This is a genomic window from Candidatus Eisenbacteria bacterium (assembly GCA_016930695.1).
Taxonomy (GTDB): Bacteria; Orphanbacterota; Orphanbacteria; order Orphanbacterales; family Orphanbacteraceae; genus JAFGGD01.
Map to the genome: position 1 here is coordinate 28,033 of JAFGGD010000006.1, position 22,885 is coordinate 50,917.

The 22,885-nt window shown below is 66.7% G+C and carries 20 protein-coding genes; 4 read left to right on the plus strand and 16 right to left on the minus strand.

Annotated elements, in window-relative coordinates; all coding sequences use genetic code 11:
• Positions 1-7: 7 nt before the first annotated feature.
• From JW958_00465 to JW958_00485, 5 genes are all read right to left on the minus strand, one after another.
• Positions 8-1,858, minus strand: coding sequence for a protein kinase (locus JW958_00465; GenBank protein MBN1824702.1), 1,851 nt, complete (start codon positions 1,856-1,858; stop codon positions 8-10).
• A gap of 94 nt (positions 1,859-1,952) precedes the next feature.
• Complete coding sequence (locus JW958_00470; protein ID MBN1824703.1) at positions 1,953-2,855, minus strand: homocysteine S-methyltransferase family protein; 903 nt, start codon at positions 2,853-2,855, stop codon at positions 1,953-1,955.
• Positions 2,855-3,496: a corrinoid protein gene (locus JW958_00475; GenBank protein ID MBN1824704.1), complete on the minus strand. Its 642-nt coding sequence runs from the start codon at positions 3,494-3,496 to the stop codon at positions 2,855-2,857. Before JW958_00475 ends, JW958_00470 begins: the two co-directional genes overlap by 1 nt.
• A gap of 59 nt (positions 3,497-3,555) precedes the next feature.
• Positions 3,556-4,269 carry a hypothetical protein gene (locus JW958_00480; GenBank protein ID MBN1824705.1) on the minus strand — a complete coding sequence of 238 codons (714 nt, stop codon included), beginning with the start codon at positions 4,267-4,269 and terminating at the stop codon, positions 3,556-3,558.
• Positions 4,270-4,275: 6 nt separating this feature from the next.
• Positions 4,276-5,736 (minus strand): trimethylamine methyltransferase family protein, encoded by a 1,461-nt coding sequence (locus JW958_00485; protein ID MBN1824706.1) that lies wholly within the window; start codon positions 5,734-5,736, stop codon positions 4,276-4,278.
• Positions 5,737-5,948: 212 nt separating this feature from the next.
• Here JW958_00485 and JW958_00490 point away from each other — a divergent pair, with 212 nt between their 5' ends.
• On the plus strand, positions 5,949-7,682 hold the full coding sequence (locus JW958_00490) for an aminotransferase class V-fold PLP-dependent enzyme (protein MBN1824707.1): 1,734 nt from the start codon (positions 5,949-5,951) through the stop codon (positions 7,680-7,682).
• Between the two features lie 98 nt (positions 7,683-7,780).
• On the opposite strand, the gene JW958_00495 is transcribed toward JW958_00490, so the two are convergent.
• Positions 7,781-8,551: a DUF3800 domain-containing protein gene (locus tag JW958_00495; GenBank protein MBN1824708.1), complete on the minus strand. Its 771-nt coding sequence runs from the start codon at positions 8,549-8,551 to the stop codon at positions 7,781-7,783.
• Positions 8,552-8,715: 164 nt separating this feature from the next.
• Positions 8,716-10,146 carry a sigma-54-dependent Fis family transcriptional regulator gene (locus JW958_00500; protein MBN1824709.1) on the minus strand — a complete coding sequence of 477 codons (1,431 nt, stop codon included), beginning with the start codon at positions 10,144-10,146 and terminating at the stop codon, positions 8,716-8,718.
• A gap of 250 nt (positions 10,147-10,396) precedes the next feature.
• Here JW958_00500 and JW958_00505 point away from each other — a divergent pair, with 250 nt between their 5' ends.
• Together JW958_00505 and JW958_00510 are read left to right on the plus strand one after the other, a co-directional pair.
• The gene (locus JW958_00505; GenBank protein ID MBN1824710.1) at positions 10,397-10,582 is read left to right on the plus strand and encodes a hypothetical protein; all 186 of its coding nucleotides are present in this window, start codon (positions 10,397-10,399) and stop codon (positions 10,580-10,582) included.
• A gap of 198 nt (positions 10,583-10,780) precedes the next feature.
• Positions 10,781-11,212: a hypothetical protein gene (locus JW958_00510; GenBank protein MBN1824711.1), complete on the plus strand. Its 432-nt coding sequence runs from the start codon at positions 10,781-10,783 to the stop codon at positions 11,210-11,212.
• 140 nt (positions 11,213-11,352) lie between these two features.
• Here JW958_00510 and JW958_00515 read toward each other — a convergent pair whose 3' ends face one another.
• Complete coding sequence (locus JW958_00515) at positions 11,353-12,234, minus strand: DMT family transporter (protein ID MBN1824712.1); 882 nt, start codon at positions 12,232-12,234, stop codon at positions 11,353-11,355.
• A 175-nt stretch (positions 12,235-12,409) separates the two neighbouring features.
• Between JW958_00515 and JW958_00520 the strand changes: the two genes are divergently transcribed.
• Positions 12,410-13,462, plus strand: coding sequence for an FAD:protein FMN transferase (locus tag JW958_00520; protein ID MBN1824713.1), 1,053 nt, complete (start codon positions 12,410-12,412; stop codon positions 13,460-13,462).
• A 71-nt stretch (positions 13,463-13,533) separates the two neighbouring features.
• On the opposite strand, the gene JW958_00525 is transcribed toward JW958_00520, so the two are convergent.
• From JW958_00525 to JW958_00560, 8 genes are all read right to left on the minus strand, one after another.
• The gene (locus JW958_00525; protein ID MBN1824714.1) at positions 13,534-14,208 is read right to left on the minus strand and encodes an electron transport complex subunit E; all 675 of its coding nucleotides are present in this window, start codon (positions 14,206-14,208) and stop codon (positions 13,534-13,536) included.
• Positions 14,201-14,866 (minus strand): RnfABCDGE type electron transport complex subunit G, encoded by a 666-nt coding sequence (locus JW958_00530; protein MBN1824715.1) that lies wholly within the window; start codon positions 14,864-14,866, stop codon positions 14,201-14,203. Before JW958_00530 ends, JW958_00525 begins: the two co-directional genes overlap by 8 nt.
• A complete protein-coding gene (locus tag JW958_00535; GenBank protein ID MBN1824716.1) occupies positions 14,863-15,855 on the minus strand; it encodes an RnfABCDGE type electron transport complex subunit D in 993 nt (330 codons plus the stop codon). The genes JW958_00530 and JW958_00535 overlap by 4 nt, the downstream gene beginning before the upstream one ends.
• 163 nt (positions 15,856-16,018) lie before the next feature.
• The gene (gene rsxC / locus JW958_00540) at positions 16,019-17,344 is read right to left on the minus strand and encodes an electron transport complex subunit RsxC (GenBank protein ID MBN1824717.1); all 1,326 of its coding nucleotides are present in this window, start codon (positions 17,342-17,344) and stop codon (positions 16,019-16,021) included.
• Entirely contained in the window at positions 17,344-18,207 is an 864-nt protein-coding gene (locus tag JW958_00545; protein ID MBN1824718.1) for an RnfABCDGE type electron transport complex subunit B, read from the minus strand. Before JW958_00545 ends, rsxC begins: the two co-directional genes overlap by 1 nt.
• Before the next feature lie 34 nt (positions 18,208-18,241).
• Positions 18,242-18,820, minus strand: coding sequence for an electron transport complex subunit RsxA (gene rsxA / locus JW958_00550; protein ID MBN1824719.1), 579 nt, complete (start codon positions 18,818-18,820; stop codon positions 18,242-18,244).
• A gap of 146 nt (positions 18,821-18,966) precedes the next feature.
• Entirely contained in the window at positions 18,967-20,166 is a 1,200-nt protein-coding gene (locus tag JW958_00555) for an MFS transporter (GenBank protein ID MBN1824720.1), read from the minus strand.
• A gap of 171 nt (positions 20,167-20,337) precedes the next feature.
• A complete protein-coding gene (locus tag JW958_00560; protein MBN1824721.1) occupies positions 20,338-22,578 on the minus strand; it encodes a hypothetical protein in 2,241 nt (746 codons plus the stop codon).
• Positions 22,579-22,885 lie beyond the last annotated feature (307 nt).

Genomic DNA, 22,885 nt, shown 5'->3' on the forward strand with positions numbered 1-22,885 from the left:
CCCCGGGTCAGGGCTTGGCGAGCGTAAAGGCGAGCTGCGCCGTCTCCCCCTCGCGGCAGATCGTTTCCACCACTCCTTCGGCGACGGCGAACCCCTCCTTCTTCACGGTGACGCGATGCGGCCCCGGAGGAACCGGGATGTCGCGTTGAGGCGTCCACAGGTCGACCGGAAGGCCGTCGATCCAGACGAGGGCTGGGATCCGGTTGGTGGTGACGGTGAGGTAGGCATCGCCGTGGACCGCCTGAAAATCGTGGGACAGCTCCGCCGAACCGCCCGGCTCCACCCGCACCGAGGACCACTCGCGGGCTTTGTAGTACGGGTGTTCCACGCGGATCCGGTGTTCGCCCGGATCGATGGCGCGGTCGAGAACGGCCAAGTCGCGCCCCGCCACGACGCCGTCGATGGTGAAAACCGCGAATGGGCGGGCGACGATCCGGATCGTTCCCTGCCGCGCCTCCGCCGGGGGCGCCGTTTCACGGGGGGCGCGTGGCTCGGGTCGTGCGGGCGCCGCCGCCGGGACCTTCTCCGTTTCGGGAAGCGGTGTTTCGGTCTCTTCACCGTCGTCGGTCGCCCCCCCGACCTCCTCGCCGGAGGTCTTTCGTGAGATGGGCGCATCGTCCGCCGCCCTCTGTTCCGCCGGGCCGCCGCCGATGGGCGTCTCTTCCGTGGGTTCCGAAACCGCGTCGTCCGTCGCCGCCTGTTTCGTAAAGGAGCGTGCTTCTCCGGGCGTCGTGGCGAGCCGTTCCCCGGTCGGCGGGGCGGTGCCGGCGCCGTCGCTCGGGCCGGTGGCGACCGCGCTCCCGCCGTCGCCCCGCCACTGGTTCCACACGAGAAGCAGCGCGACCACCGCGGCGGCGCCCGCGGCGGCGACTCCCGCCTTCCCGAGAAGGCCGCCGCGCCGGCGCGTCGCGGGAAAAGGCGAGGAGGGCGTGCGGATCGTTTCCGCGTCGCCGTTCCGGGATCGTTTCTCCCGCAGGTTCCGGCGGATCAGGCTGGGCTCGTCGAAGTAACGGGCCAGCAGATCCCGGCCGCGGGTGACGCCGAGCCGGTCGATCACCGGCTCCATGGCGCGCCTCGCCTCGCCGGCGTCGCCGTAGCGGCGGTCCCGGTCCTTTTCGAGCATGCGCGAGACAACATCTTTCAGGTCCGAAGGTATCGACGGGTTCAGCTTGTCCAGCGCCGGCGGATCCGTGGAGAGGATCGCGTGGATCACGCTCGCGGAACTCTTCCCCTCGAAGGGACGCCGCCCGCCGAACAGCTCATAGGCGACGATACCGAGAGAGAAGATATCGGACCGTTCGTCCACCGTGTCGCCGGTGGCGCTCTCGGGAGACATGTAGGGGACGGTGCCGATCATCGCGTCGTGAATGGTCAGCACCGTCGATTCCTGGGTCATCCGGGCGAGGCCGAAGTCGGCGATTTTGGGGACGCCGGTCGGCGACAGCATGATGTTCGCCGGCTTGAGGTCGCGGTGGACGATGTGATGGGCGTGGGCGTGTTCGAGCCCGGCGCACAGATCGTAGAGAAGGTAAGCGCCCACCTCGATCGGCGGCGGGCCGTGGCTCTCGAGCCACTTCTTCAGATCGACCCCCTCGACGAGCTCCATGGCGATGAAGCCGATCCCCTCTTCCCGCCCGTAATCGATCACCTGCACGATGTTTTCGTGGCGGAGCATGGCGGCGCTCTTCGCCTCCCGCTCGAAGCGGGCCACGAAGGTGGGGTCCTCCTGGAGATGGCCGTGCATCACCTTGAGAACCACCCGGCGCCCGAGCGACTTCTGGACCGCGGTGTACACCGTGGCCATGCCGCCGACGCCGATTTTTTCGAGGATCTCGTACTTGCCGAAGTCGCCGTTCATCGGTTTCCCTCGGGGGTCCCGGCGCGGGTTTCCCCATCGATCGGCTTTTCGGCAGATTCGGGTGAGGGCTGGAGTGTGGGGGGAGCGGACGCGCTTAGGCGCCCGGGGAGGATGCCCGGGCGTCCACCGCCCGCCGGATCGCCCGGACGTGGTCCGGCGTCGTGCCGCAGCAGCCGCCGATGATCGACACGCCCGCGTCGAGCAGGTCCCGGGTCTTTTCTCCGAAGAAGGCGGGGGATTCGGAGTAGACGAGGCGGTCCTCCTCGGTGACGGGGAGGCCGGCGTTGGACTGGATCAGGAGGGGCCGGTCGGTGTGGTGGCGGAAATCGCGGGCGATGCGGATCATGTTCAAGAGCCCGTTGCCGCAGTTGGAGCCGAGGATGTCCGCGCCCGCCTCCTCGAGGCCGCGGCAGACCTGCTCGATCCCCTGGCCCATGATGGTGAAGAAACCCTTCGGCGTCGGATCGAAGGTAAGGGTGGCCGCCGTCGGGATGCCGGGGGCGACCTTCTTGGCCGCCCGCACCGCCAGCCGCGCCTCGGCGAGATCGGTCATCGTTTCGATGACGACGAGGTCGATCCCCGCGTCCGCCAGCGCCCCGATCTGCCGCTCGAAGGCGGCGGAGATCCGGTCCGGGTCGGCGTCGCCGTAGGGCTGAAGCATCAGGCCGGTGGGGCCGCAGCTGGCGGCCACGTAAACCTTCTCGCCGGCGCCTCGCCTCGCCGCGCGCACCGCCGCCCGGGCGATCTCCTCGGTCTTCTCCTCCAGGCCGTGCCGGGCGAGCGCGAGGGGCGAGCCGCCGAGGGTGTTGGTGAGGACGATGTCGGCGCCCGCTTCGGCGTAGAGGCGCGCGATCTTCTCGGGCAGCTCCGGCCGCTCCAGGTTGACCGCCTCGGAGCAGGCGCCCGGCTCGAGCCCTTCCGCCATCAGGAGCGTGCCGGTGGCGCCGTCGCCGACCAGAACCTCCCCCGCTTCGAGTCTCTCCAAAAGGGCCCGCATCACCCCTCCGATTCGATGAGCAGCTTGACCCGGTCCACGGCGCTCGCCGCGTCGTAGGCGTAGGCGTCGGCGCCGATTCGCCGGGCGAACTCCTCCGACACCGGCGCGCCGCCCACGATCACGCGGGCGCGCCCGCGGAGCCCCTTCTCCTCGAGATGATCCACCGTCTTCTTCATGTTCGTCATGGTGGTGGTGAGGAGCGCGGACATGCCGATCACGCGCGCCCCTTCCCGCTCCACCGCCTCGGCGAAGCGCTCCGGAGACACGTCGTTCCCGAGGTCGATCACGTCGAAGCCGGCGCCGCGCAGCATGATACCCACCAGGTTCTTGCCGATGTCGTGCAGGTCTCCCTTCACCGAGCCGATCGCCACGCGCCCCCGCGGAGGCGCCCCCTCGGAGAGAAGGAGCGGCTTCAGCTCGTCCATGCCGGCGTACATCGCCTTGGCCGCCATCAGCACGTCGGGGAGAAAGATTTCGTGACGTTTGAACTTTTCTCCGACGACCGCCATGCCGGCGATCAGGCCTTCGTCGAGGATCTCTTTCGCCGGGAGCCCGTCCTCGACGGCGCGCCGGGTCAGCTCCAACACGCGCTCCGGTTCTCCGCGCTCCAGCGTTTCCGCGATCTCTTGCAGCAGTTCCATGCTCCGGTCTCCTCTTCCCGATGATCGGCCCGGACGACGTTCCGCCCGAGCCGGGCGGTTCAGTCGTCGCCGAGCGCGGCGATCCGGTCCCGGCAGGTGCGGTCCCGGCAGCCCCGGCAGAAGGGATAGCGCGCCTCGAACCGGTGGATCCGGGCGGGTCCGGAGAGGAGCGCGCCCGACACCGATTTGAGGGGGTCCATGAGAAAACTTTCCCGGAGGCGGATCCCGATCTCCTCCGGCCGCAGCCGCGTGAAGAGGCGGCGTTGGGCGCTCACGTGCCACCCGCAGTAGCCGGGGGAATAGGCGAGCACGTGCCGGGCGGGATCTTCGCCCCGTTCCCGGTCCAATCGTTCCCGGAAGCGAGCCTCCACCGCGGTGACGGCGCGATCCGCCGCTTCGGAGGCGGCGGCGTCGAGCATCGCGCCGAGCGCCGGATCGCCGCCGTCGAAGAGCGCCGCGATCCGGTCGCACACCGCCTGCCCGAGGGTGAGCGCGAAGAGCGCCCGGTCCTCGGCGACCGGCTCGATCCGGTCCAGGGGGGTTTCCGGTTCGTTCATCCCCTCGCCGGCGTAGGCGGCGGCGAAATCGGCGCGGGTCACCTCCTCGAAGAGGGCGACGGGGCGCCCTTCGTCGTCCATCATCCGGATCGCCTCGACGGCCATCCGTTCGGTGCGCGCGGAGAGGGGCGCGTCCGGAGGCACGCCCTGCGCGCGGAGCACCGCGCCGATGTCCGGCCGGATCGCCTCCGGGGGAATGGAAAAGATTTCACGCATAAAAGATTAGGCGTCCCGCGGCGGCAGGCGGTCCATGCCGGCGCGACGCGCTTCCCCCTCCATCAGGCGAACCAGTTCGCGGCGGACGTCGTCGCCCAGCGCCGGCGGCTCCCAGGCGGCGACCAGGCGTTCCACCTCGTCGTGGGCGCGCTCCCGGATCGTGCGTCCCCCCTCTTCCAACCAGCGGGGACGGTTCGCCCTGTCGATCGCCGGCCCCGGGAACGTAATCTCGTCGCGCAGGTGCTTCCGGGTGTGGTCGCTGATGAGCAGGTGCTTCTCCCGGAGCAGCTCCTCGAAGATCGGGCGGGCGGGGAAGTCCTCCCGGGGTTCGATGCCCCGGATCATGCGGAGCGTCATGCCGCAGATCTCATTGTCCACCACGAGTTTTTCCAGGCTCTGGCAACTCTCGAAGTCGAGCATGCCCGGACCGGAAACGTTGTTGATGCCCGCGAGGGCGGCGAGGGTCGCGCCCATGGACGTCTCCAGGCCGGCCTGGGCGTCGAGGCGCTTGGCGTCGCTCAGGGCGATGTAGGCCTGGGTCGGCAGGCCGAGTTTCTTGCCGATCTCGTTGTAGGCGCAGTCGATCATCATTGTTTCGACGGCGCCCATCGGCGTGGTTTCATAGCGCAGGTCGAAGACCGCCGGCGATCCGCCGTAGAGGACCGGCGCGCCGGGACGGGCGAGTTGGGAAAGCACCAACCCGGAGAGGGTCTCGGCGGTGTGCTCCACCAACGAGCCGACCAACGTGACCGGCGCCATGAAGCCGGAGAGAGGCATGCTGATGAACTCGACGGGGATCATCGCGCGGGCGCAGTCCATCACGTTCTGGGATGTGACGTCGCTCCATTTGAGGGGGGATGTGGGGCAGCAGGAGAAAATAGTGAGCGGTTCGGCGGCCAGATCCTCGGCGGAGCCGCGCACCGCCACCTGCATGTCGCGCATTACACCGAAGGCGTCGATGGTGAAGGCGCCGGTCACCACCGGTTTCACGCCGTGCAGAAGACCGAGGAAGAGGCGGTAGCTGTCGCTCACGTTCTCATCCACGTCCGCCGGGATGAAAGCGGTGCTTTGGGAGGCGATGTTCGCGAGGCCGTCGACGAGTTTCGCGTAGCGGATATAGTCGGCCGTGTCGGGACGGCGGATGCGGCCCGTCTCGTGGTCGAGCACGTTGAGCGCCGCCGAGCCGGGGGTGAAGTGCACCCTGTCTCCGGAGAGGTCGAGCGCCTCCCGGCCGAGAGTATCGAACAGACGGAACCCGGAGGGGGCGGACTTCACCGCGCGATCCACCAGCTCGTCGGGGATGTAGGCGCGTTTCGTCTTCCGGTCGATCCGGGCGCCGTGCCCGGCCAGCAGTTCGAGGGCGGCGTCGTTATGGATCTCCACGCCCAGTTCGCGCAGAATGTCCCGCCCCTCGGCGAGGATCCGGTCGATCAACTCGTCGGTGAGAAAACGGACGGACGGCCTCATGGCGTCTCCCTTCCGGATGAGAATCCCCGCGCGGGTCGTCCCGGTCGGCGGCCCCGATCCCGCGCCCTTCGATGGTGAGGCCTTCCATTGTCGCAGGGGCGCGGCGGACCGGTCAAGCGCCGCCGCCTTGGGGCCTTGGGCGCATTCCTCTCCTGTATTATAATCGGCGGCGCGACCGGCAGGATCGAAACCCCGCACCCGAGGATGAACCGATGAGAGAGCGCTCCATGCTTCCGCAGATCACGCTGAGCGCCCTCCACCGCGAGGTGGTGGGGTGCAATTTCCGCTACGCCACCCCCTTCGGGAAACGCCTGCTGGTTTACACCGACTACACCGCCTCGGGGCGAAACGTGCGTTTTCTGGAGCGTTACCTGATGAAGATTCAGGAGAGCTACGCCAACACGCACACCGAGGATGACGAGACCGGCCGGAGCACCACCGAGATGCTTCATCTGGCGGAGAAGATCATCAAGCGCGAGGTGAACGGCGACGAGAACACCTGCGTCATCGCCGTGGGAAGCGGGACCACCGGCGCGATCCAGAAGCTTCAGGAGATCCTCGGCGTCTACGCGCCGCCGGCTCTCAAGGACCGTTTGGAGAGGGGCGCGGAGGAGCACGACCGGGCGCGCGGCGGCGGCGCGGCGCGGACCTTTCTGGAAGCGTGGAAACGGCGGGCGCCGGTGGTTTTCATCGGTCCCTACGAACACCACTCCAACGACATCTCTTGGAGGGAAGCGTTCGCGGAAACGGTAATGATCGGCCTCGCGCCGGACGGTGGGATGGACCTAAAGGATCTGGAGCGCAAGGTCTCGGACCGGAGGCACGACGGTCGCCTCAAGATCGGCAGTTTCTCGGCGGCGTCCAACGTCACCGGAGTGAAGACTCCGGTTTACGAAGTCGCCCGCATCCTGCACCGCCACGGCGCTCTCGTCTGTTTCGATTTCGCCGCGAGCGCCCCCTACGTGGAGATCGACATGAACCGGGACGGCGACTCCTACTTCGACGCCGTCTTCCTCTCGCCGCACAAGTTCCTGGGCGGACCGGGGTCGAGCGGCATCCTTCTTTTCCACCGCGGGGTCTATCGGACCGACCTCCCCCCCACCTTCGGCGCCGGCGGCACGGTGGACTACGTGAGCGCCGTCGCCCACGACTACAGCGCCGACATCGAAACGCGGGAAAAATCGGGCACGCCGGGGACCCTGCAGGTGATGAAGGCGGCGCTCGCCATGGAGCTGAAGCACGCCGTCGGCGTGGACGTGATCGAGCGGCGCGAGAGGACCTACCTCGGCCGCGCCCTCGAGAGGATGAAGGCGGCGCCGAACCTGGAGATCCTCGGCGATCCCAAGCCGGAGACGCACCTCGCCATCGTCTCTTTCAACATCCGGCATGACGAGCGATACCTTCACCCCAAGCTGGTCACCCGCCTCTTCAACGACCTCTTCGGGATCCAGTCGCGGGCGGGCTGCTCCTGTGCGGGGCCCTACGGCCACGCGCTCCTCGGCATCGACGAAACATCCTCCGAGCGGTACCGCTGCCAGATCCATGCCGGCTTTCAGGGGATCAAACCGGGCTGGGTGCGGATCGGCTTTCATTACGTCCTCGACGAGATCGATTTCGATTACATCCTGCGGGCGGTTGAATTCCTCGCCGAGAAGGGGCATCTCTTCCTGCCGCTCTATCGTTTCGAAACCGCCACGGGCACCTGGACCGCCATCGAGGAGGGGTGGGAGGAGGATGCGTCCTTCGGGATCGCCGAGGCGCTCGGCGGGGAGAACGCGCTCCGGGATTGTCTGACCGACGAAAAGAGGAAGGCGGAGTACGACCGTTACATCGAGGAGGCGAAGCGCATCGCCGCCGGGCTGGAAGAGGAAGGCCCGCCGGAATACCGCGAACTCCCCGAGGAGATTCGGGAACTCGGCTTCTTCCATGTGGTGGAGTGGGAATAGGGTTGACAATAAGGGTAAGCGAGTCTAACTTGAAAGCAATCCGGCATGACCGGAGGTGGATGGCGATGCGCCATCGGGAGCCCTTCGGGGCTCTTTTTCTATGGGAGCCATTTCCTGCCCCAGCCTTCGATTCTACCTTTCGGGTCTCTATGGTATTTCTTTGATTCCAGAATTGCGGCGATCTGGCCTCCAAAGGTTTCGGGGAGTTTTTCTTTTTGCTTCTTGGTCACACAAGCCCGAAAGCTCGGATGTGCAATCATGTCGGCAAGTTGAAGACCGGCTATGTTGTTTTTCTTGTTTTTTACTTTCAATTGTCTGCTGGTCAGCCTTTCTTGAACCAGCTCAACTGGGACATACTCGGTTCCCTCAACGTGAATACGAGCAAAGGACTCCTTTAGCCTTAGGTCTTCTTTGCCCCCGCGCGATTCAGCCATTACATCGCCCAAAGCATGTTTTGAATTCAGGAATAGCACAAAACGTTCTACTAAAATTCTTAGACAATAATGATAGGGATCAAAAAGCCAGGTTGTATAGCGGCGCTGATGTTCGTGTTTGTCGATTGCCACGGTGATTACTCTATATTCCCACTTGGCGAGCAAGGACAGGAGTGTTTTATTAAACAAGATGTTCTTGCTTGGGTCCTTCAAGACTGCGAACGGTCCACTCTTGCGGATTAAATCTTTGCGATGAAGAACAACGGGGTCGTCGGGATGATTAAGAAAGAACTTTGATTTGAAGGATTCCAATTCCGGAAACAGTATGTCGTTCACATGCTGTAGGTCGATGATTATCCCGGTTAGGCTGAGATGTCTGTGTAAAGGATTGGTCGAGCAAGCGATTCCGGAATTCCCGACCTCGTCGATATACATGCGGTACTTCATGATCTGTGTGGTGCCTTGGAGAAAACACGCTTTTGAAAAGCGCAAGATCCAAGAGGTCGAGCCCAGTGTATCCTAACACAGAAATCGGATTCTTCGAAATGGGTCGTTGTCTGGGTAGGTTCCGGGGTTTGCCGGCCCGCACGTTCGATCAATTACCTGTAGTCCTCTTTTCGCAGGCCGTGGCGGCGCATCTTGTCGAAGAGGGCGCGGGGGGTGATGCCGGCCAGGCGCGCCGTCTCGCCGATCCGCCCGCGGGTTCTGTGGAGGAGCGAGTCGAGGTAGGCGCGCTCGAAGGCGTCCGCCGCTTCGCGTCTCGCCTCCCGCAAAGGCCGGTCGGTCCGGACGCCGCCCGCCGCCCCCCCCTCCTCTTCCCCGCCCGCCGCGTCGCCGGGGCTCTCTTCGCGCCGCCCCCGCGTGATCTCCTCGGGAAGGTCCTCGTTCCGAATCTCGCTCAGCGGGCAGAGAAGGACGGTCCTCTCGATCACGTTGATCAGCTCCCGCACGTTCCCCGGCCAGTCGTACCGCACCAGCGCGGCCATCGCCTCCGGCCGGATGCCGGTCAGATCCCGGCCGAGGCGGTTCCGATAAACGCCCAGGTAATTCCGTACCAGGTCGGGGATGTCCTCGCGGCGCTGCCGGAGCGGGGGGACGGTCAGGGTGACCACGCCGAGCCGGTAGTAGAGATCGGAGCGGAAGCGGCCGGCGCGCACCTCTTCCATCAGGTCGCGATTGGTGGCCGCCATGATCCGTACGTCCACCTCGATCTCCTTTTCCCCGCCGACGCGCTGAATCTTTCGCTCCTGAAGGACCCGAAGCAGCTTCACCTGAACCCGCGTGGAGAGGTCGGCGATTTCGTCGAGGAAGATGGTCCCCCGATGGGCGAGTTCGAAGTGACCCCGGCGTCCCTTGCGGGCGTCGGTGAACGCGCCCTCCTCGTGGCCGAAGAGTTCGCTCTCGATCAGCGTCTCCGGGATGGCGCCGCAGTTCACGGCGATGAAGGGACCCTCGGCGCGGTTCCCCTCCTCGTGGATCGCCCGGGCGAGCCACTCCTTGCCGACGCCGGTTTCGCCCAGAAGGAGCAGGGATGTGTTGGCGCCGGCGACCTGCCGGGCGATCGCCATCAGACGGAGCATGGCGGGGCTCAGTGTGACGAAGTCGGAAAGGCGGCTGCTCTTGCGGGGACGCTCCGCGTCCAGGCGGTTCAGGGCGTGTTCCCGCCGCCGTTCGGTGAGCGCGCGCAGTTCGTCGGCGAGCACGTTGTCCGGCAACTCCGGCAGAAGGACCGCCAGCCCGCCGGCGGCGAGCATTCGCGCCTGCTCCTCCGCCCCACCCGTTTCACCGACGACGATCACCTCGGGACGGTCCGGCAGATTGCGGATCGCGGAGATCGACTCGTCCACCGGCTCCGGGAGAAGTGATCGGGCGATCACCACCAGGTCGTGCGGGTCCGCGGCGAGGCGGTCCCACACCACCTCGCCCCCCTCGAGGCCGGAGAGGAGGACATCCGCCTGGCGTTGAATGAGGCCGGCCAGCCGTTTCTGTTCCTCCCGCGACGGGACCGCGAGCAACACGCGAACCAACATAAGAACTCAAACCTCCGATTAAATTGAAGTATAGATACCGACAAATCGGAAGTCAAGGCTCCGAACGGGGCGGTTCTTGGGGGCTTGTGCCGGTGCGCGTGCCGTAACAACCCTAAAAACAACAAGATGGACGTTCGACATTTCGGGGGGTGAACTGGCCCGCCGCTTGCGAAGTCTCCTTTTCACCCGCGGAGAGAATCCACGAGTCCGCCGATCCGGGGCGGCTTTCGATAAAGAATGTGGAGGAGGCATGGAAAAGAAGCTGGGGGTGAAGAGCCGCGCCTCGAAGGAGGCGAAGGCGGAGACCGGGAAGACGAAGGCGAAAGCCGCGAAACCGGCCAGGAACGCGAAGATCGTACGGCCGAAGAGCCGTGGCGATAAAGCCGCCGCAGCAGGCACCATCCTGATCCCGGAGCGACCCACGCCGAAACGCTGACCCCGGGGGGTAAGGATCGGCTTTCGGCGAAGAAGAGAATCGCGGCGGCGGGTCGCGATTCCGGGATCGGGAGGCGGGCCGCTCGGGCGGCCGGTTGAAGAAGGAACGTCCGGGGACCGTCCCCGTCCGGACGCGCGAGTCCGACCGGCGTCGGCGTGGGCCGCCGCCGGACTGAAACCAGCCGCCAGGAGCGGAGCGATGATGAAACTGATGGGTTTGTGGGTGGACCTGCGGAGGGCCTACATGATCGAAATCGGCCCCGACGGGAACCCCGCTGTGAAGTGCATCGAGGCGGATCCGGACGACGAAGGGGCGCGGGAACATTCGCGTGCCCGTGAATCCCGGATCGTGAGGCGCAAAGGGCCGGGCGGGCGCGACCTGCGCCGCGCCTTCTATCAACAGATACTCGCCGCCGTCTCCGGCGCGGACCGCATCGTCCTCTTCGGACCGGACGACGCCAAACACGAACTGGATCTGGAAATACGGAAACGGCCCCACCTTCTTGAGCGGATGGTGGACGTGCTCCAGCTGGACAAGTTCGAGGAAGCGGATTTCGCGGCCCGCCTGAGGGCCTACTATCGTTTGGAGACGAAACAAAATCCGCCGAGCAGACGGGTGCCGGCGGCCTGAGAAGGCGGCGGAAAAAACGCGTTCGCGCGGGGTTTTTCTTCCACGGATGCCCCACGTCCGGTTTCCGCGCGACGAGGTCCGGATCGCGTTCCGACCGGTCCCTCCGGGGCCGGGCCCGACGGACGCGGTCCGGCTTTTTTTTAGCCCCACTGTTTTTGCGCGGCGATTCCCAGAACGATGACCACGAGTCCGAGTACCGATGAGGGGAGGATCTCCTCGCCCACGACGTAATGGATCGGGACGAGGGAGAGGAAGGGGGAGAGATAGACGAGGTTGCTCACGCGCGCCGAGGTCTCGGAGAGGGAGAGTGCGCGGAGCCAGAGGAGAAAGGCGAGGCCCATCTCGAAGAGGCCGATGTAGAGCGATCCGAGGAGCGCCGGGCCGGAGGGGAGGGCGGCGCGGCCGGCGGCGAAGAGAGCGATGCCGACATAGAGGGTTCCGAAGAGGAAACCGAGGGAGAGCTTGGCGGTGGCGTCGCGCCGGTCCCGTACGTTCCGTATCCAATAGAGCGCCCAGACGAGGCTGCTCCCGACGGCGAGCAGCGCACCCGGCCCATGAGTGAAACGGAAGCCGAGGGGATCGCCGTGGGTAGAGATGATGAGCACGCCGAGAAAGCCGAGAAACACCGCGAGGAGCGACGCCGGGCGGAGGCGCTGGCCGAGCATCGGCGCGGAGAGAAGGGTGACCACGATCGGCCACGTATAGTTGAGGGGCTGCGCCTCCTGCGCCGGGAGGAGATCGTAGGCGGTGAAGAGGACCGTGTAATAGAGGAAAGGGTTGAGAAGGCCGTTCAGCGCGGAGGCGCGCCACTCTCGGCCGCGGTCCGGGCCGGCGGGGAATCCGAATCCTCCCTCGCGCGCGCGGCGGTAGGCGAAGAGGAAGATCGTCGAAGCGAGGCTCGACCAGAAAAGCATGGTGAGCGGGTCGGCGCGGCGTAGCGTGAGTTCGAATGCGGTCGCCACGGTGGACCAGCAGAGCACGGCGGCGAGGGCGAGAAGGTAAGCGCGGGTCTGGTTCCTCATGGCGAGACGAGTGTACACGAGATGGGGGGGCGGGGCACCGGATTGCGCCGGCGGGCGTCGCCGCAATCGCCGCGCCGCCGGTGAATCCCCCCAACGCGTCGTGCTAGAATCGCGGGACGGTTTTCCCTCCGGCGCAAAGGGAAAACCGGACGGGGACGACGACGGAGGAGAGCCCATGAACGTTCGATTCGCCGGGAACGCCGCCATGCACGCGCTCTTCGCCGCGCTCCTCGCCGCCGGTTGCGGCGGCCGGGAGGCGGTTCGGGAAGAGTGGGAGACGATGGGAACCTGGGCGCGGGTGGAGATTCACGGCGTCGATGCCGAGCGCGGCCGGGAGGGCGTGGCCGCGGTCCGCGCCGTCTTCGACTCCGTGACGGCGTTGATGAACGCCTGGGATCCGTCGTCGGAGATCGGCCGCTTGAACGATGCGCCGGCGGGCGTTCCCTTCCCCCTCTCTCCCTGGCTCGACGAGTGCCTCGCCCGAGCGGAGGATGTCGGCGCGGCGAGCGGCGGCGCCTTCGATCCCACCGCCGATCCCCTCATGCGACTCTGGGGTTTCTACCGGCGAGAGGGGCGGCTCCCGTCTCAGGCTGAGATCGATTCCGCGCGCGCCCTCCTCGGCGGTTACCGGCACGACCGCGCGGGGCGCGCGGTGATCAAGGAGAGAGAAGGCGTCCGCTTCGATCTCGGCGGGATCGCCAAGGGATTCGCCGTCGACCGGGCGTCGGAGCGGCTCCGGGCGCTCGGCGTCCCGGGCGCGCTCATCGACCTCGGCGGCAACCTCTATTGCCTCGGCGCGCCGCCCGGCAAGGATCGCTGGCGGGTGGGGATCCGGAACCCGCTCGATCCCGGCGCGCTCTTCGCGGCGGTGGAGACGGCGGAGGGGGCGGTCGCCACGAGCGGCTCCTACGAGCGCTTCGTGACGATCGACGGCCGCCGCTACGGCCACATCATGAACCCGGCCACCGGCCGCCCGGCGGAGGGATCCCTCAGCGCCACCGTGCTCACGCCCGACGCCACCCTCGGCGACGCGCTCTCCACCGCCCTCTTCGTTCTCGGCCCGGCGCGCGCCAAGGAAGTTCTCGCCGAGAGCTACCCCGGCGTGGACGCCATTCTCGTCCTCCCCGCCGATTCCGACGGGGAGCCGCACCGGGTTTTCCTGACCGGCCGGCTGAAGGGGCGCGTCACCCTCCTCCCCGGCATGGAGACGCTCTTCGTCCTTCTCTGATCTTCTTTGGATATAAAAAAACGGGCCGGATGGTCCGGCCCGCGAAGGAATAATCCGCCTTGTCGGAAGGCTCAGTCGCAGCCGTCCAGCTTGCAGAGGGCGCAGTTGCCGCAGTCCTGTTCCCGCGGCGGTTCGTAGACCTCGCCGGCCCGAATCGCCCGCCGTTCCTCCAGCTTGTTCATCAGGGCCAACAGGAAACCGAGGGAGAGGAACGCGCCCGGAGGCAGGATCATGACCAGCATGGGGAGAAAGCGGTCGCCGAAAACGGAGAAGCCGAGAACGGTCCCGTTGCCGAAGATCTCCCGCACGCCGCCGAGCACCATCAGCCCGATCGTGAAGCCGAGCCCCATCCCGATCCCGTCCAGGAGGGAGTCGAGAACCCCGTTTCGGCTGGCGAACGCCTCGGCCCGGCCGAGGATGATGCAGTTCACCACGATGAGGGGGATGAAGAGCCCGAGGCTTTTGTGGAGGTCGTAGAAGTACCCGTGCATCACCAGGTCCACGACGGTCACGAAGGTGGCGATCACCACGATGAAGGCGGGGATCCGCACCTTCTTGGGGATGAAGCCGCGGAGCAGCGAGATGATCCCGTTGCTGCAGATGAGCACGAAGGTGGTGGCGAGCCCCATGCCGAGACCGTTCACCACGGAAGTGGTCACCGCCAGCGTGGGGCACATGCCGAGCACGAGCCGGAAGATCGGGTGGTCCTTCCAGAGACCGCGCAGCAGAATGTCCGTTCTACTCATCGCCCACCCTTTCCTCGGCCGTCGCCGTTGCCGCGTCCTCCGTTCCGTCACCGCCGGGCGCCGCGCCGCCGTAACCGGCGGAGGCCTCGAGAATCGCCGGCAGGTCCTCCCGGAAGCGGTTCATCGCCGCCGCGAGCGCGCCGCAGACCGCCCGCCCCGTCACGGTGGCGCCGCTGATCGCGTCGATCGGACCGCCGTCCTTCTTCACCCGCCAGTCCGTTCCGACCAACGGTCGGCCGACGTAAAACTCGTTCAGCAAAGCCGCGTCGGCGTACTTGGCCCCCAGGCCGGGCGTTTCGGCGTGGCGGAGGATCCGCATCCCCGTAAGGTTTCCCTCCGCGCCCACGCCGATCATGCTCACGATCTCGCCCGAGTAGCCGTCGTAGGTGACCGCCTTGAAGGCGGCGCCGGCGTACCGTCCGTCCTTGATGCCGATGTGATAAGTGGCTTCCTCGGCCGTCCCCTCGCGGGTCACCGCCGTGTCCTCCACAGGCTTGTTGTCGAAGGCGGGAAGGACCGCCTCGATGGCCGCCACCTCCGCCGCGTTCTCCGCCAGAAGGATCGGTTCCCGCGTTATGCCGTTCACCTGGGTCAGCAGGAGGGCGGCGACCGCGCAGATCAGCGCGAGCCGGAGCGAGAGATTCAACATGTCCTTCATGCCGCCTTCGCCTCCTCATAAGTCTTGCGCGTCCCGAAGACACGCGGCTTGGTGTATCGGTCGATCAGCGGAACCGCCGCGTTCATCAGCAGGATGGCGAAACTCACCCCCTCCGGGTAACCGCCCCAGAGGCGGATGACGGCCGTCAGCAGGCCGCAGCCGAAACCGAAGATGAGCATCCCCTTCTTGGTTACCGGCGACGACACCCAGTCGGTGGCCATGAACACCGCGCCGATCCAGAGGCCGCCGGTCAGCACGTGGAACATCGGGGGGGCGTAACGTTCCGGCGAGGCCCAGTGGGCGATCCCGGTGAAGACGAAAACGGTCAGGATGAAACTGGCCGGGATGTGCCAGCTGATGATCTTGCGCCAAACGAGATAGAGCCCGCCGAGGGCGAGAAAGAGGACGCTCACCTCGCCGAGGCTTCCGGAGCGGTTTCCGATGAACAGATCCGTGAGGGGCGCCAGGTTCAGTTCGCTGAGAGGCGTGCCGAGGGAGATCGCCTCCTTGATCGCGCCGAGGGGGGTCGCGCCCGTCGCGGCGTCCACGGTGAACCAGCCGCTCGCGCCGCCCGGCAGCGCCCAGTTGGTGAGCTGCACCGGGAAACTGATCAGCAGGAAAACCCGCGCCACCAGCGCTGGATTGAAGGGATTGTATCCCAGGCCGCCGTAGATCTGCTTCGCCAGCACGATGGCGACGAGCGCGCCGAGCAGCACCATCCAGGAAGGCGTCGTGGCGGGCAGGTTCATGGCGAGGAGCAGGCCGGTCACCAGGGCGCTCCAGTCGCCCACGGAGCTCGGTTTCTTCAGCAGCCGCTGCCATCCCCACTCGAAAAAAGCGCAGCCGATCATCGAGAGGGCGATCACGCGCACCCCGTTGATGCCGAAAAACCAGATCCCCGCCAGGGCGGCCGGGATCAAAGCGTAGACCACGGCGCGCATCGCCCCCGGCACCTCTTCGGGGGAGTGCACGTGAGGCGAGCTGCTCATCAGGAAAAGGGGCGCCTTGGGCGGCGTCTTCTTCTCCGGTTTCTGCGGTTTCGGGCTCTCCGCCGGTTTCCCCTCGTTCGGGGCGGGCCTCGGGGCGCCTCCCTGTTCTTCCGTCAAAACCGATTCCTCCATGCCCGCCCGAAGCGGAACCGAGGATAATGGATTACGACGCGGCTTCTTTCCGCCGCTTCAGAATCTCCCGCACCTCCACCTTGCCCCGCCGGATGAACTGGACCAGCGGCCGCGAGGAAGGGCACGTCCAGGCGCAACTCCCGCACTCCATGCAGTCGGCGAGATTGTACGCGCAAAGCTCTTCCCAGCGTTCCCGTTCCGCCAACAGCCCCATGACGCTCGGCGTGAGCCCCATCGGGCAGACGTCGATGCACCGGCCGCAGCGGACGCACGCCTTGGTCGTGTACTGATAAATCTCCGCCCGGGGGAAGCAGAGCACGCCGCTCGTCCCCTTGATGGCGGGCGCCTCCAGCGAATGTTGGGCCACGCCCATCATCGGGCCTCCCAGGATCACCTTCGTCGCGTCGTCGTTCAGGCCGCCGCAGAACTCGAGGATGTCCGCCAGGGGCGCGCCGACCCGGAAGAGCACGTTCTTCGGCTGCCGGATTCCGTTGCCGGTGACGGTGGCGACCCGCTCGATCAGCGGAATCCCCTTTTCGACGGCGTCGAAAGCCGCTTTGGCGGTCCCCACGTTCTGCACCAGGCAGCCCACGTCCATCGGCAGGCCGCCGGAAGGGACCTCCCGCCCGGTGAGCGCGCGGATCAGGTGCTTCTCGGAGCCCTGCGGATACTTCGTCTCTAAAAAGACCAGCTCTGTCTTCACGTCCGCCGGGCACGCCTTCTCGAGCGACTCGTAGGCGTCGGGCTTGTTGTTTTCCACTCCGATAAAGGCGCGTTCCACGCCCAGAGTCTTCATGAACAGGCCGACCCCCTCCATCACCTCCCCGGCGTGTTCCAGCATCACCCGGTGGTCGCTGGTCAGGAAAGGCTCGCACTCGGCGGCGTTCAGGATGAAGGTGCGGATCGGCTTGTCTTTCGGCGGACTCAGTTTGACGTGCGTCGGGAAGGTGGCGCCCCCCATTCCGACGAGGCCGGCGTCGCAGAGGATCTTCTTGACCGCGTCCGCGTCCAGCCCGCGCCACTCGCCGCGGGGCTTTACCCCTTCCCACCACTCGTCCGCGCCGTCCGACTCGATCTCCACCGCCGGCATCGTCCGCCCCATCGGGTGCGGGAACTCGCCGACGGATTTCACCTTGCCGCTGGTCGGCGCATGCACCGGCACGGAAACGAAACCGGCGGCCTTGGAGAGCGGTTCCCCCCGCTTCACCTCCTGCCCCTTTTCGACGATCGCCTCGCCGGGCGCGCCGAGGTGCTGCGACAGAGGGACCACGTACCGTCCGAGAAGGGGCATCTCCTCGATCGGGGCGCCGGCGGTGTCCTTGTTGTACTTGGGATGAATCCCCCCGTGGAACTTCATCACTCACCTCCGCCGGAAGCCGAAGCCGCGGCATCTTCCTTCGTCGCCGGGATCGGGATCGGGCTTCCGTCCAGGCTGATCGCCCGGATCGCGCCCGTGGGGCACTCACCGGCGAGGGCCGGATCGGACGGCGGGTCGTCGTACTTGATGCGGGCGAGGAAACCGTCCATTTCGATGTGTTCCTCGCCGGCGACCTTCTGGCACTTTCGGCACGCGATGCACGCCACTTGGCACGCCTTGCGCGCCGCCGCCCCCTTGTCCTTGTTGCTGCAGAGAATGTGGACGCGCGCCGTCACCGGCACGAGCCGGATCAGGTTCTTGGGACAGGCTTCGACGCAGTTGCCGCAGCCGGTGCACCGCTGCCGGATCACTCGGGCGACTCCACCCTCGGTGATCTCGATCGCCCCGAAGGGGCAGGCGCGCTGGCAGTCGCCGAAGCCGAGGCAGCCGTAGGAGCAGAGCTTTTGTCCTCCGGCGAGCTGGGCCGCCGAGGCGCAGGTGGCGCTTCCGTTGTAGAGGAACTTGACCGGCGCGACGTCGTCCGTTCCCTGGCAGAGCACCAGCGCCATCTTCGCCACGTGGGCGGAGGCGTCGGCGGACATCCCCATGATCTCGGCGATCTTGAAAGTCGTCTCCATGCCCCCGACCGGGCAACCGTTCGGCGGGGCGAGCCCTTTCACGACGGCGGCGGCGAAGTCGCTGCATCCGGCGAAGCCGCAGCCGCCGCAATTGGCGCCGGGAAGAGCGTCGAGGACCTTTTCCTGGCGCGGGTCCGTCTCGACCGCGAAGAACCGGGCGGCCAGGGCGAGGCCGAAGCCGGCGACCAATCCGAGACCCGCGAGAACCGAAACCGCAATGATCACTTGAGGGCCCCTCTCGCGAAAACCGTGAACGTGTTTAACCCTTCACCAAGCCGCTGAAACCCTGGAACGCCAAGGACAGAATGCCCGCCGTCACGAGGGCGATGGCGGTTCCCCGGAAAACCTTGGGCGTGTCCGCAAGATCCAACACCTCCCGGATGCCGGAGAAGAGAATCAGGGCGAGGCCGAAGCCGCCCGCGCCGGCGACGGAAAAGACCAGCGTTTCCAGGAGGGAGTGCTCGAGCTGGATGTTCATCATCGCCACGCCGAGCACCGCGCAGTTGGTGGTGATCAGGGGGAGGAAAATCCCCAGCGTCTTGTGGAGCGTCGGGCTGAGCTTCTGCAGCGCCAGCTCCACGAGCTGAACCATCGCCGCGATGATGAGAATGAACGCCAGGGTTTGCAGGAAAAGCAGATCGAAGGGCTTGAGCAGATAGTGAAACACCAGCCAGCTGACCACGCTGGCCAGGCCCATCACGAAGAGCACCGCGCCGCTCATGCCGAGCGCCGTGGAGAGTTTCTTGGAAACGCCCAGGAAGGGACAGATCCCCAGAAACCGCACCAGGACCAAGTTGTTGACGAACAGGGCGCTGATGACGAGAACGAGATAACTCATGTCGTTTACGCCGTCCTTTTATAAAAACCTCTCCCGTGAACCCGAGGCACTATTTTATCGAGGGACCGCGCGGAAATGCAAGGGCTCCTTCCGGGGAGCGTGAGCGGGGCATGGGCGGGACTCCGGGGCGAGGACGGGCGGCTGGCTCAGGGGGTGCTCTCCGGGGGCGCGAGGGGATCGGGCGCGCCGGGGACTCGGCGCGGCAGAAGCCGGACGACCGGGATGCAGAGGAGCGCGAGCGCCGCGCTCACCGGGAATGTGACGCCCAGCGTCCAGAGATCGCTGAAGACCCCCATCCCGAAGACGCCGATCATGTTCACCGCCGTGCTGAGCGCCATGTACACGCTGTTCGCCAGCGCCCGATTGCCGGGGAAGCTCTCGTGGACCAGCGCCAGGAGGATCGGGTTCACGGCGAGGGAGGTGAAGCCGAGGAGGAGAAGAAGCGCGAAACGGAACGGGCCGCCGGCGACCAGGAAGAGGAAGAGGAGGAACGGCGTGCTCGCCAAGGAGATCGTGAGCGTGCGCCTGCGGCCGATTCGGTCGCTGATGCCGCCGCCGAGGAGGGCGCCCGCCACGCCCGCCCCTTCGAGGCAGGCGAGGGAGACGCCGGCGAGCCAGAGGGAATCCCCTCCCTCGCGCAGAAAGGTGGGGAGATAGAAGGTGAGCCCCCGCACCAGAAAGGAGCGGAGGAAGAAGATCGCCGTGATCGGCGCGAGAAGCGGGCCCATGCGGCGGACCGCGTTCCGCCAGGGGAGAGGGTCGTGGATGGTGTCCAAGTGCGGCGCCTCCGATCCCCTCAGCCACCGCCAGAGGAGCGCCGATCCGAGGATGCCGCCGATCATCAGCCACGGAAGCCCTCCCGGGCCGAGCAGGGCGAGGGCGGGGGGAAAAACGATCGGGCCGATGGTGCGGCCCAGCTCGCCGCCGACCATCCAGAGTCCCATGCCGAGGCCGATCCGGGAGCCGGAAGCGGCGCTGCTGAGCGCGGGGGCGACGCCGTGGAACGCGGAGGAGCTGATTCCCACCACGAGGAGAAGAAGCGCCATGGCGCCGAAACCGGGGGCGACGCCGAGGAGGGTCATCGCGGCGCCGGTCACCGCGGGGGCGAGAATCACGAGCGCGTGCGATCGGAAGCGGTCCGCCATGTGCCCGACGAAAGGCATGAGAAGCCAGGGGGCTTGGCGGACGACGTCCAGGAGACCCGCTTCGGTTTTGCTCATCGCCAGGGTGGCGACGAAGAGGGGGAGGAAGGCGGTGTAGGTGTCGTGCATCGCGTGCGCCGCCGAGACGGTCAACACGCGGCGGGCGCGGAACGCCCCGCGCCCCTTCACCGTTCTTCCGTCCATCGAACTCCTCCGGGGCGCAGAGGCCGCCCCCTCTTTTCTCCGGGTTCTCCCGTTCGCGCTCGGAGGGAGAAGGATACCGCAAACCGCCTTTTCCGGCGACCGTCGCCGGGGGGCCGCGAAAAGGCGGCGGGGTTCCCCCCGCCGCCCGCCGGATCGATCGAGCAAATTCGTTTATCGGAGAAGCACCATCTTGCGGCTCATCCGGGCGTCCCCGGCGTCGAGGCGGCAGAAGTAAACGCCCGCGGCGACATCCCGGCCGCGGTCGTCCCGGCCGTCCCAGACCGCTTCGTGATCGCCCGCCGGGAGAGCGCCGGAGAGGAGCGTTCGGACACGGCGCCCCGCGGGGTCGTAGATCGTTACGGACGCGCGGCCCTCTCGGGCGAGGGTGAAGCGGATCGCGGTCAGCGGGTTGAAGGGATTGGGACGGTTCTCCCCGAGGGCCGTGCGCGGCGCCGGGAGATTCTCCCCGCCGGCGACGCCGGTGGCGAAGCGGCAGTACAGTTCCGCCCGGCCGCTCAGCACCTGGGTGTTCACCAGATGTTCCTCGTTGGAGAGGACGGCGTACCAGTCCCCGTCGGTGGGCAGGGTGAAGACCACCGTCGCCGAGTCCTCGTCCTCGAGGATCTCGTAGGCGGTGAAGCTGTCCGGCGCCTGATAGGCGGCGTAATTCGCCTCGTCGCAGAGGAAAAACTCGACCGCGCCGCTCGGCCGCCGGTCCGAGAAGGTCTTGCCGCCGATCGAGTTCTGGCCGTAAACGTACTCTTCGCCGACGGCGAAGGTGATCCGGAGCTGGAACTCGGCGGCGCGGTCCTTCGGGAGCGGCGCCGGCCCCATGGGCAGGCGCGGTCGCTCGGCCGCGATGCTTCGCGCATAAACGTAATGCGAGTCGGCCATGCTGCTGTCGCACGCCATGCGGTAAAGCGGCCCGGTCGGGTAGGAGCCGATCTCGCTGTCGAAACGGACCCGTAGCTCCTGGCTGTCGCCGACGATGAAGCGGGCCATGCCGCGGCTGTCGGTGTAGTCCCAGGCGCTCGCGATGTAGTAGGTGCCGTCGATCCGTTTCGCGTTGGTCACCTTCGCCCCGTCCACCGGGTAGCCGAGCGAGTCGGCCACGAAGACGGTGAGCGTGCAGGAGGGGGTGTACCTTTCGGTCACGGTCCATGTCCAGTCGTCGCCGCGCCAATCGAAGATGGCGTTGAACGATTTCCCCCAGCCCTCGTAATGCCAGCCCGAGTCGACGTAGTTGTTCACCGGCTCCCATGGGACCCACCGTTGGTCCCAGAACTCGTTCCAGGTATGGTCGCTGGCGACCGCCGAGGCGGAGTTGGTCGGGATGAGCGCCGCCCGCGACGCCGCGGCGGTGATGTCCGCGTGTTCGCCGCACCGGCCGAGGTGGATCGCCAGGATGCGGACCGGCTGGATCGGTCGCTCCGCGCCGGAACCGAAGTCGAGCGCGTCCTGGATCCACTGGGTGATCGCGCCGACGGCGCCGTTGGTCTTGCTGTCCACGTTCCCTTCCCACAGGACCTGGATCCCGGCGAGGGCGTCGCGGAGGATGGGGAAGCCGGAGTCGGCGTGGGTGAAAACGTACTCGCGCCAGAAACGGCCCGCCGGCGGCGACGCGGGGTCACCCGTGTCCGGGTCGATGTAAAGGGGCATCTCGTCGGTGATCTTGGGGTGGACGATGTCCCAGTAATAACGCTCTCGCGGAAGTTCGACGGTGGTGGTGCCTCGCTCGGCGGCGGTCTGATAGGAAACGGTGGAGTAATAGTCTCCCCCCGTCGAGGCGCTTCCGTAGTCGACAATCTCCACGTAATCCAAATAGGGGTCGTGGGCGTATACGTCCTCGGCGTTTTCCTGGAGGATGTCGGTCGGGAAGCTGCCGGAAGTGAGCACCTCCGGGGCGGTGTGGGCGACCACGAAAGCGACCTCGTCCACGTAGGGATCGACGGCGCTTAGGATGAGTCCGGCGTAGAAATCCTGGGTCGTTGGGTCGAGGCGGGAGAAGGCGTCCCGCAGGTCGAGGCCCATCCAATCCGGGGCGTAGTCGATCGCCTCGTAGGCGCGGGCGATCACCGGGTCTTCGGGAAAGATCATCGCGAAGGCGCAGGCGTTTCGGTCGAAATGGATCACCTGAGTCTCGCCGGCGCGCAGGCAGGTGAAAAAGCTGTCCGACTGGACGAGGGCCCAATCCGAATCGTCCCGGGCGTGGAGCGACGGGTAGCTCGCCAGTGGTTCTCGGGAGGGGACGGGAACGACGGCGCGATCGAGATCGTCGCCCGCCGCGCCTCCTACGCCAGGAAGAACCGGAGTCGTGAGGCCCCGTTCGGGGTCGCCATCGGCGAGAGCCGTGCCGGCGAAGGCGATGAGGGTGAACAACAAGATCGTTCGGAGCAAGCGGCGGCTGGTCATACGGAACTCCTCTCCGGGGGGCGGGTTCCGTGACGGAGAAGGGAATAGGCGGAACCGCGCCCGGCGTCCGGTCGTTATCGGCGGATCGGCTCGTTCATCGGGGGAACGCACCTGCATTATATCACGGGCCGACCCGGCGGCGGAAGGGATGGCGGGTGAGGGTTAGGGTGAGGGTGCCTTTTCTTCCCCCGCCGGCTCTCCCTTCGGGGCATGGTGTGGGAAGGAGGACGGACGGGTAATCCTTCTCGGAGTCCGGGGCGTTTGGAATCGGTATCGATTCATTCTCTTCCCCCACCGGTCTCCCTTC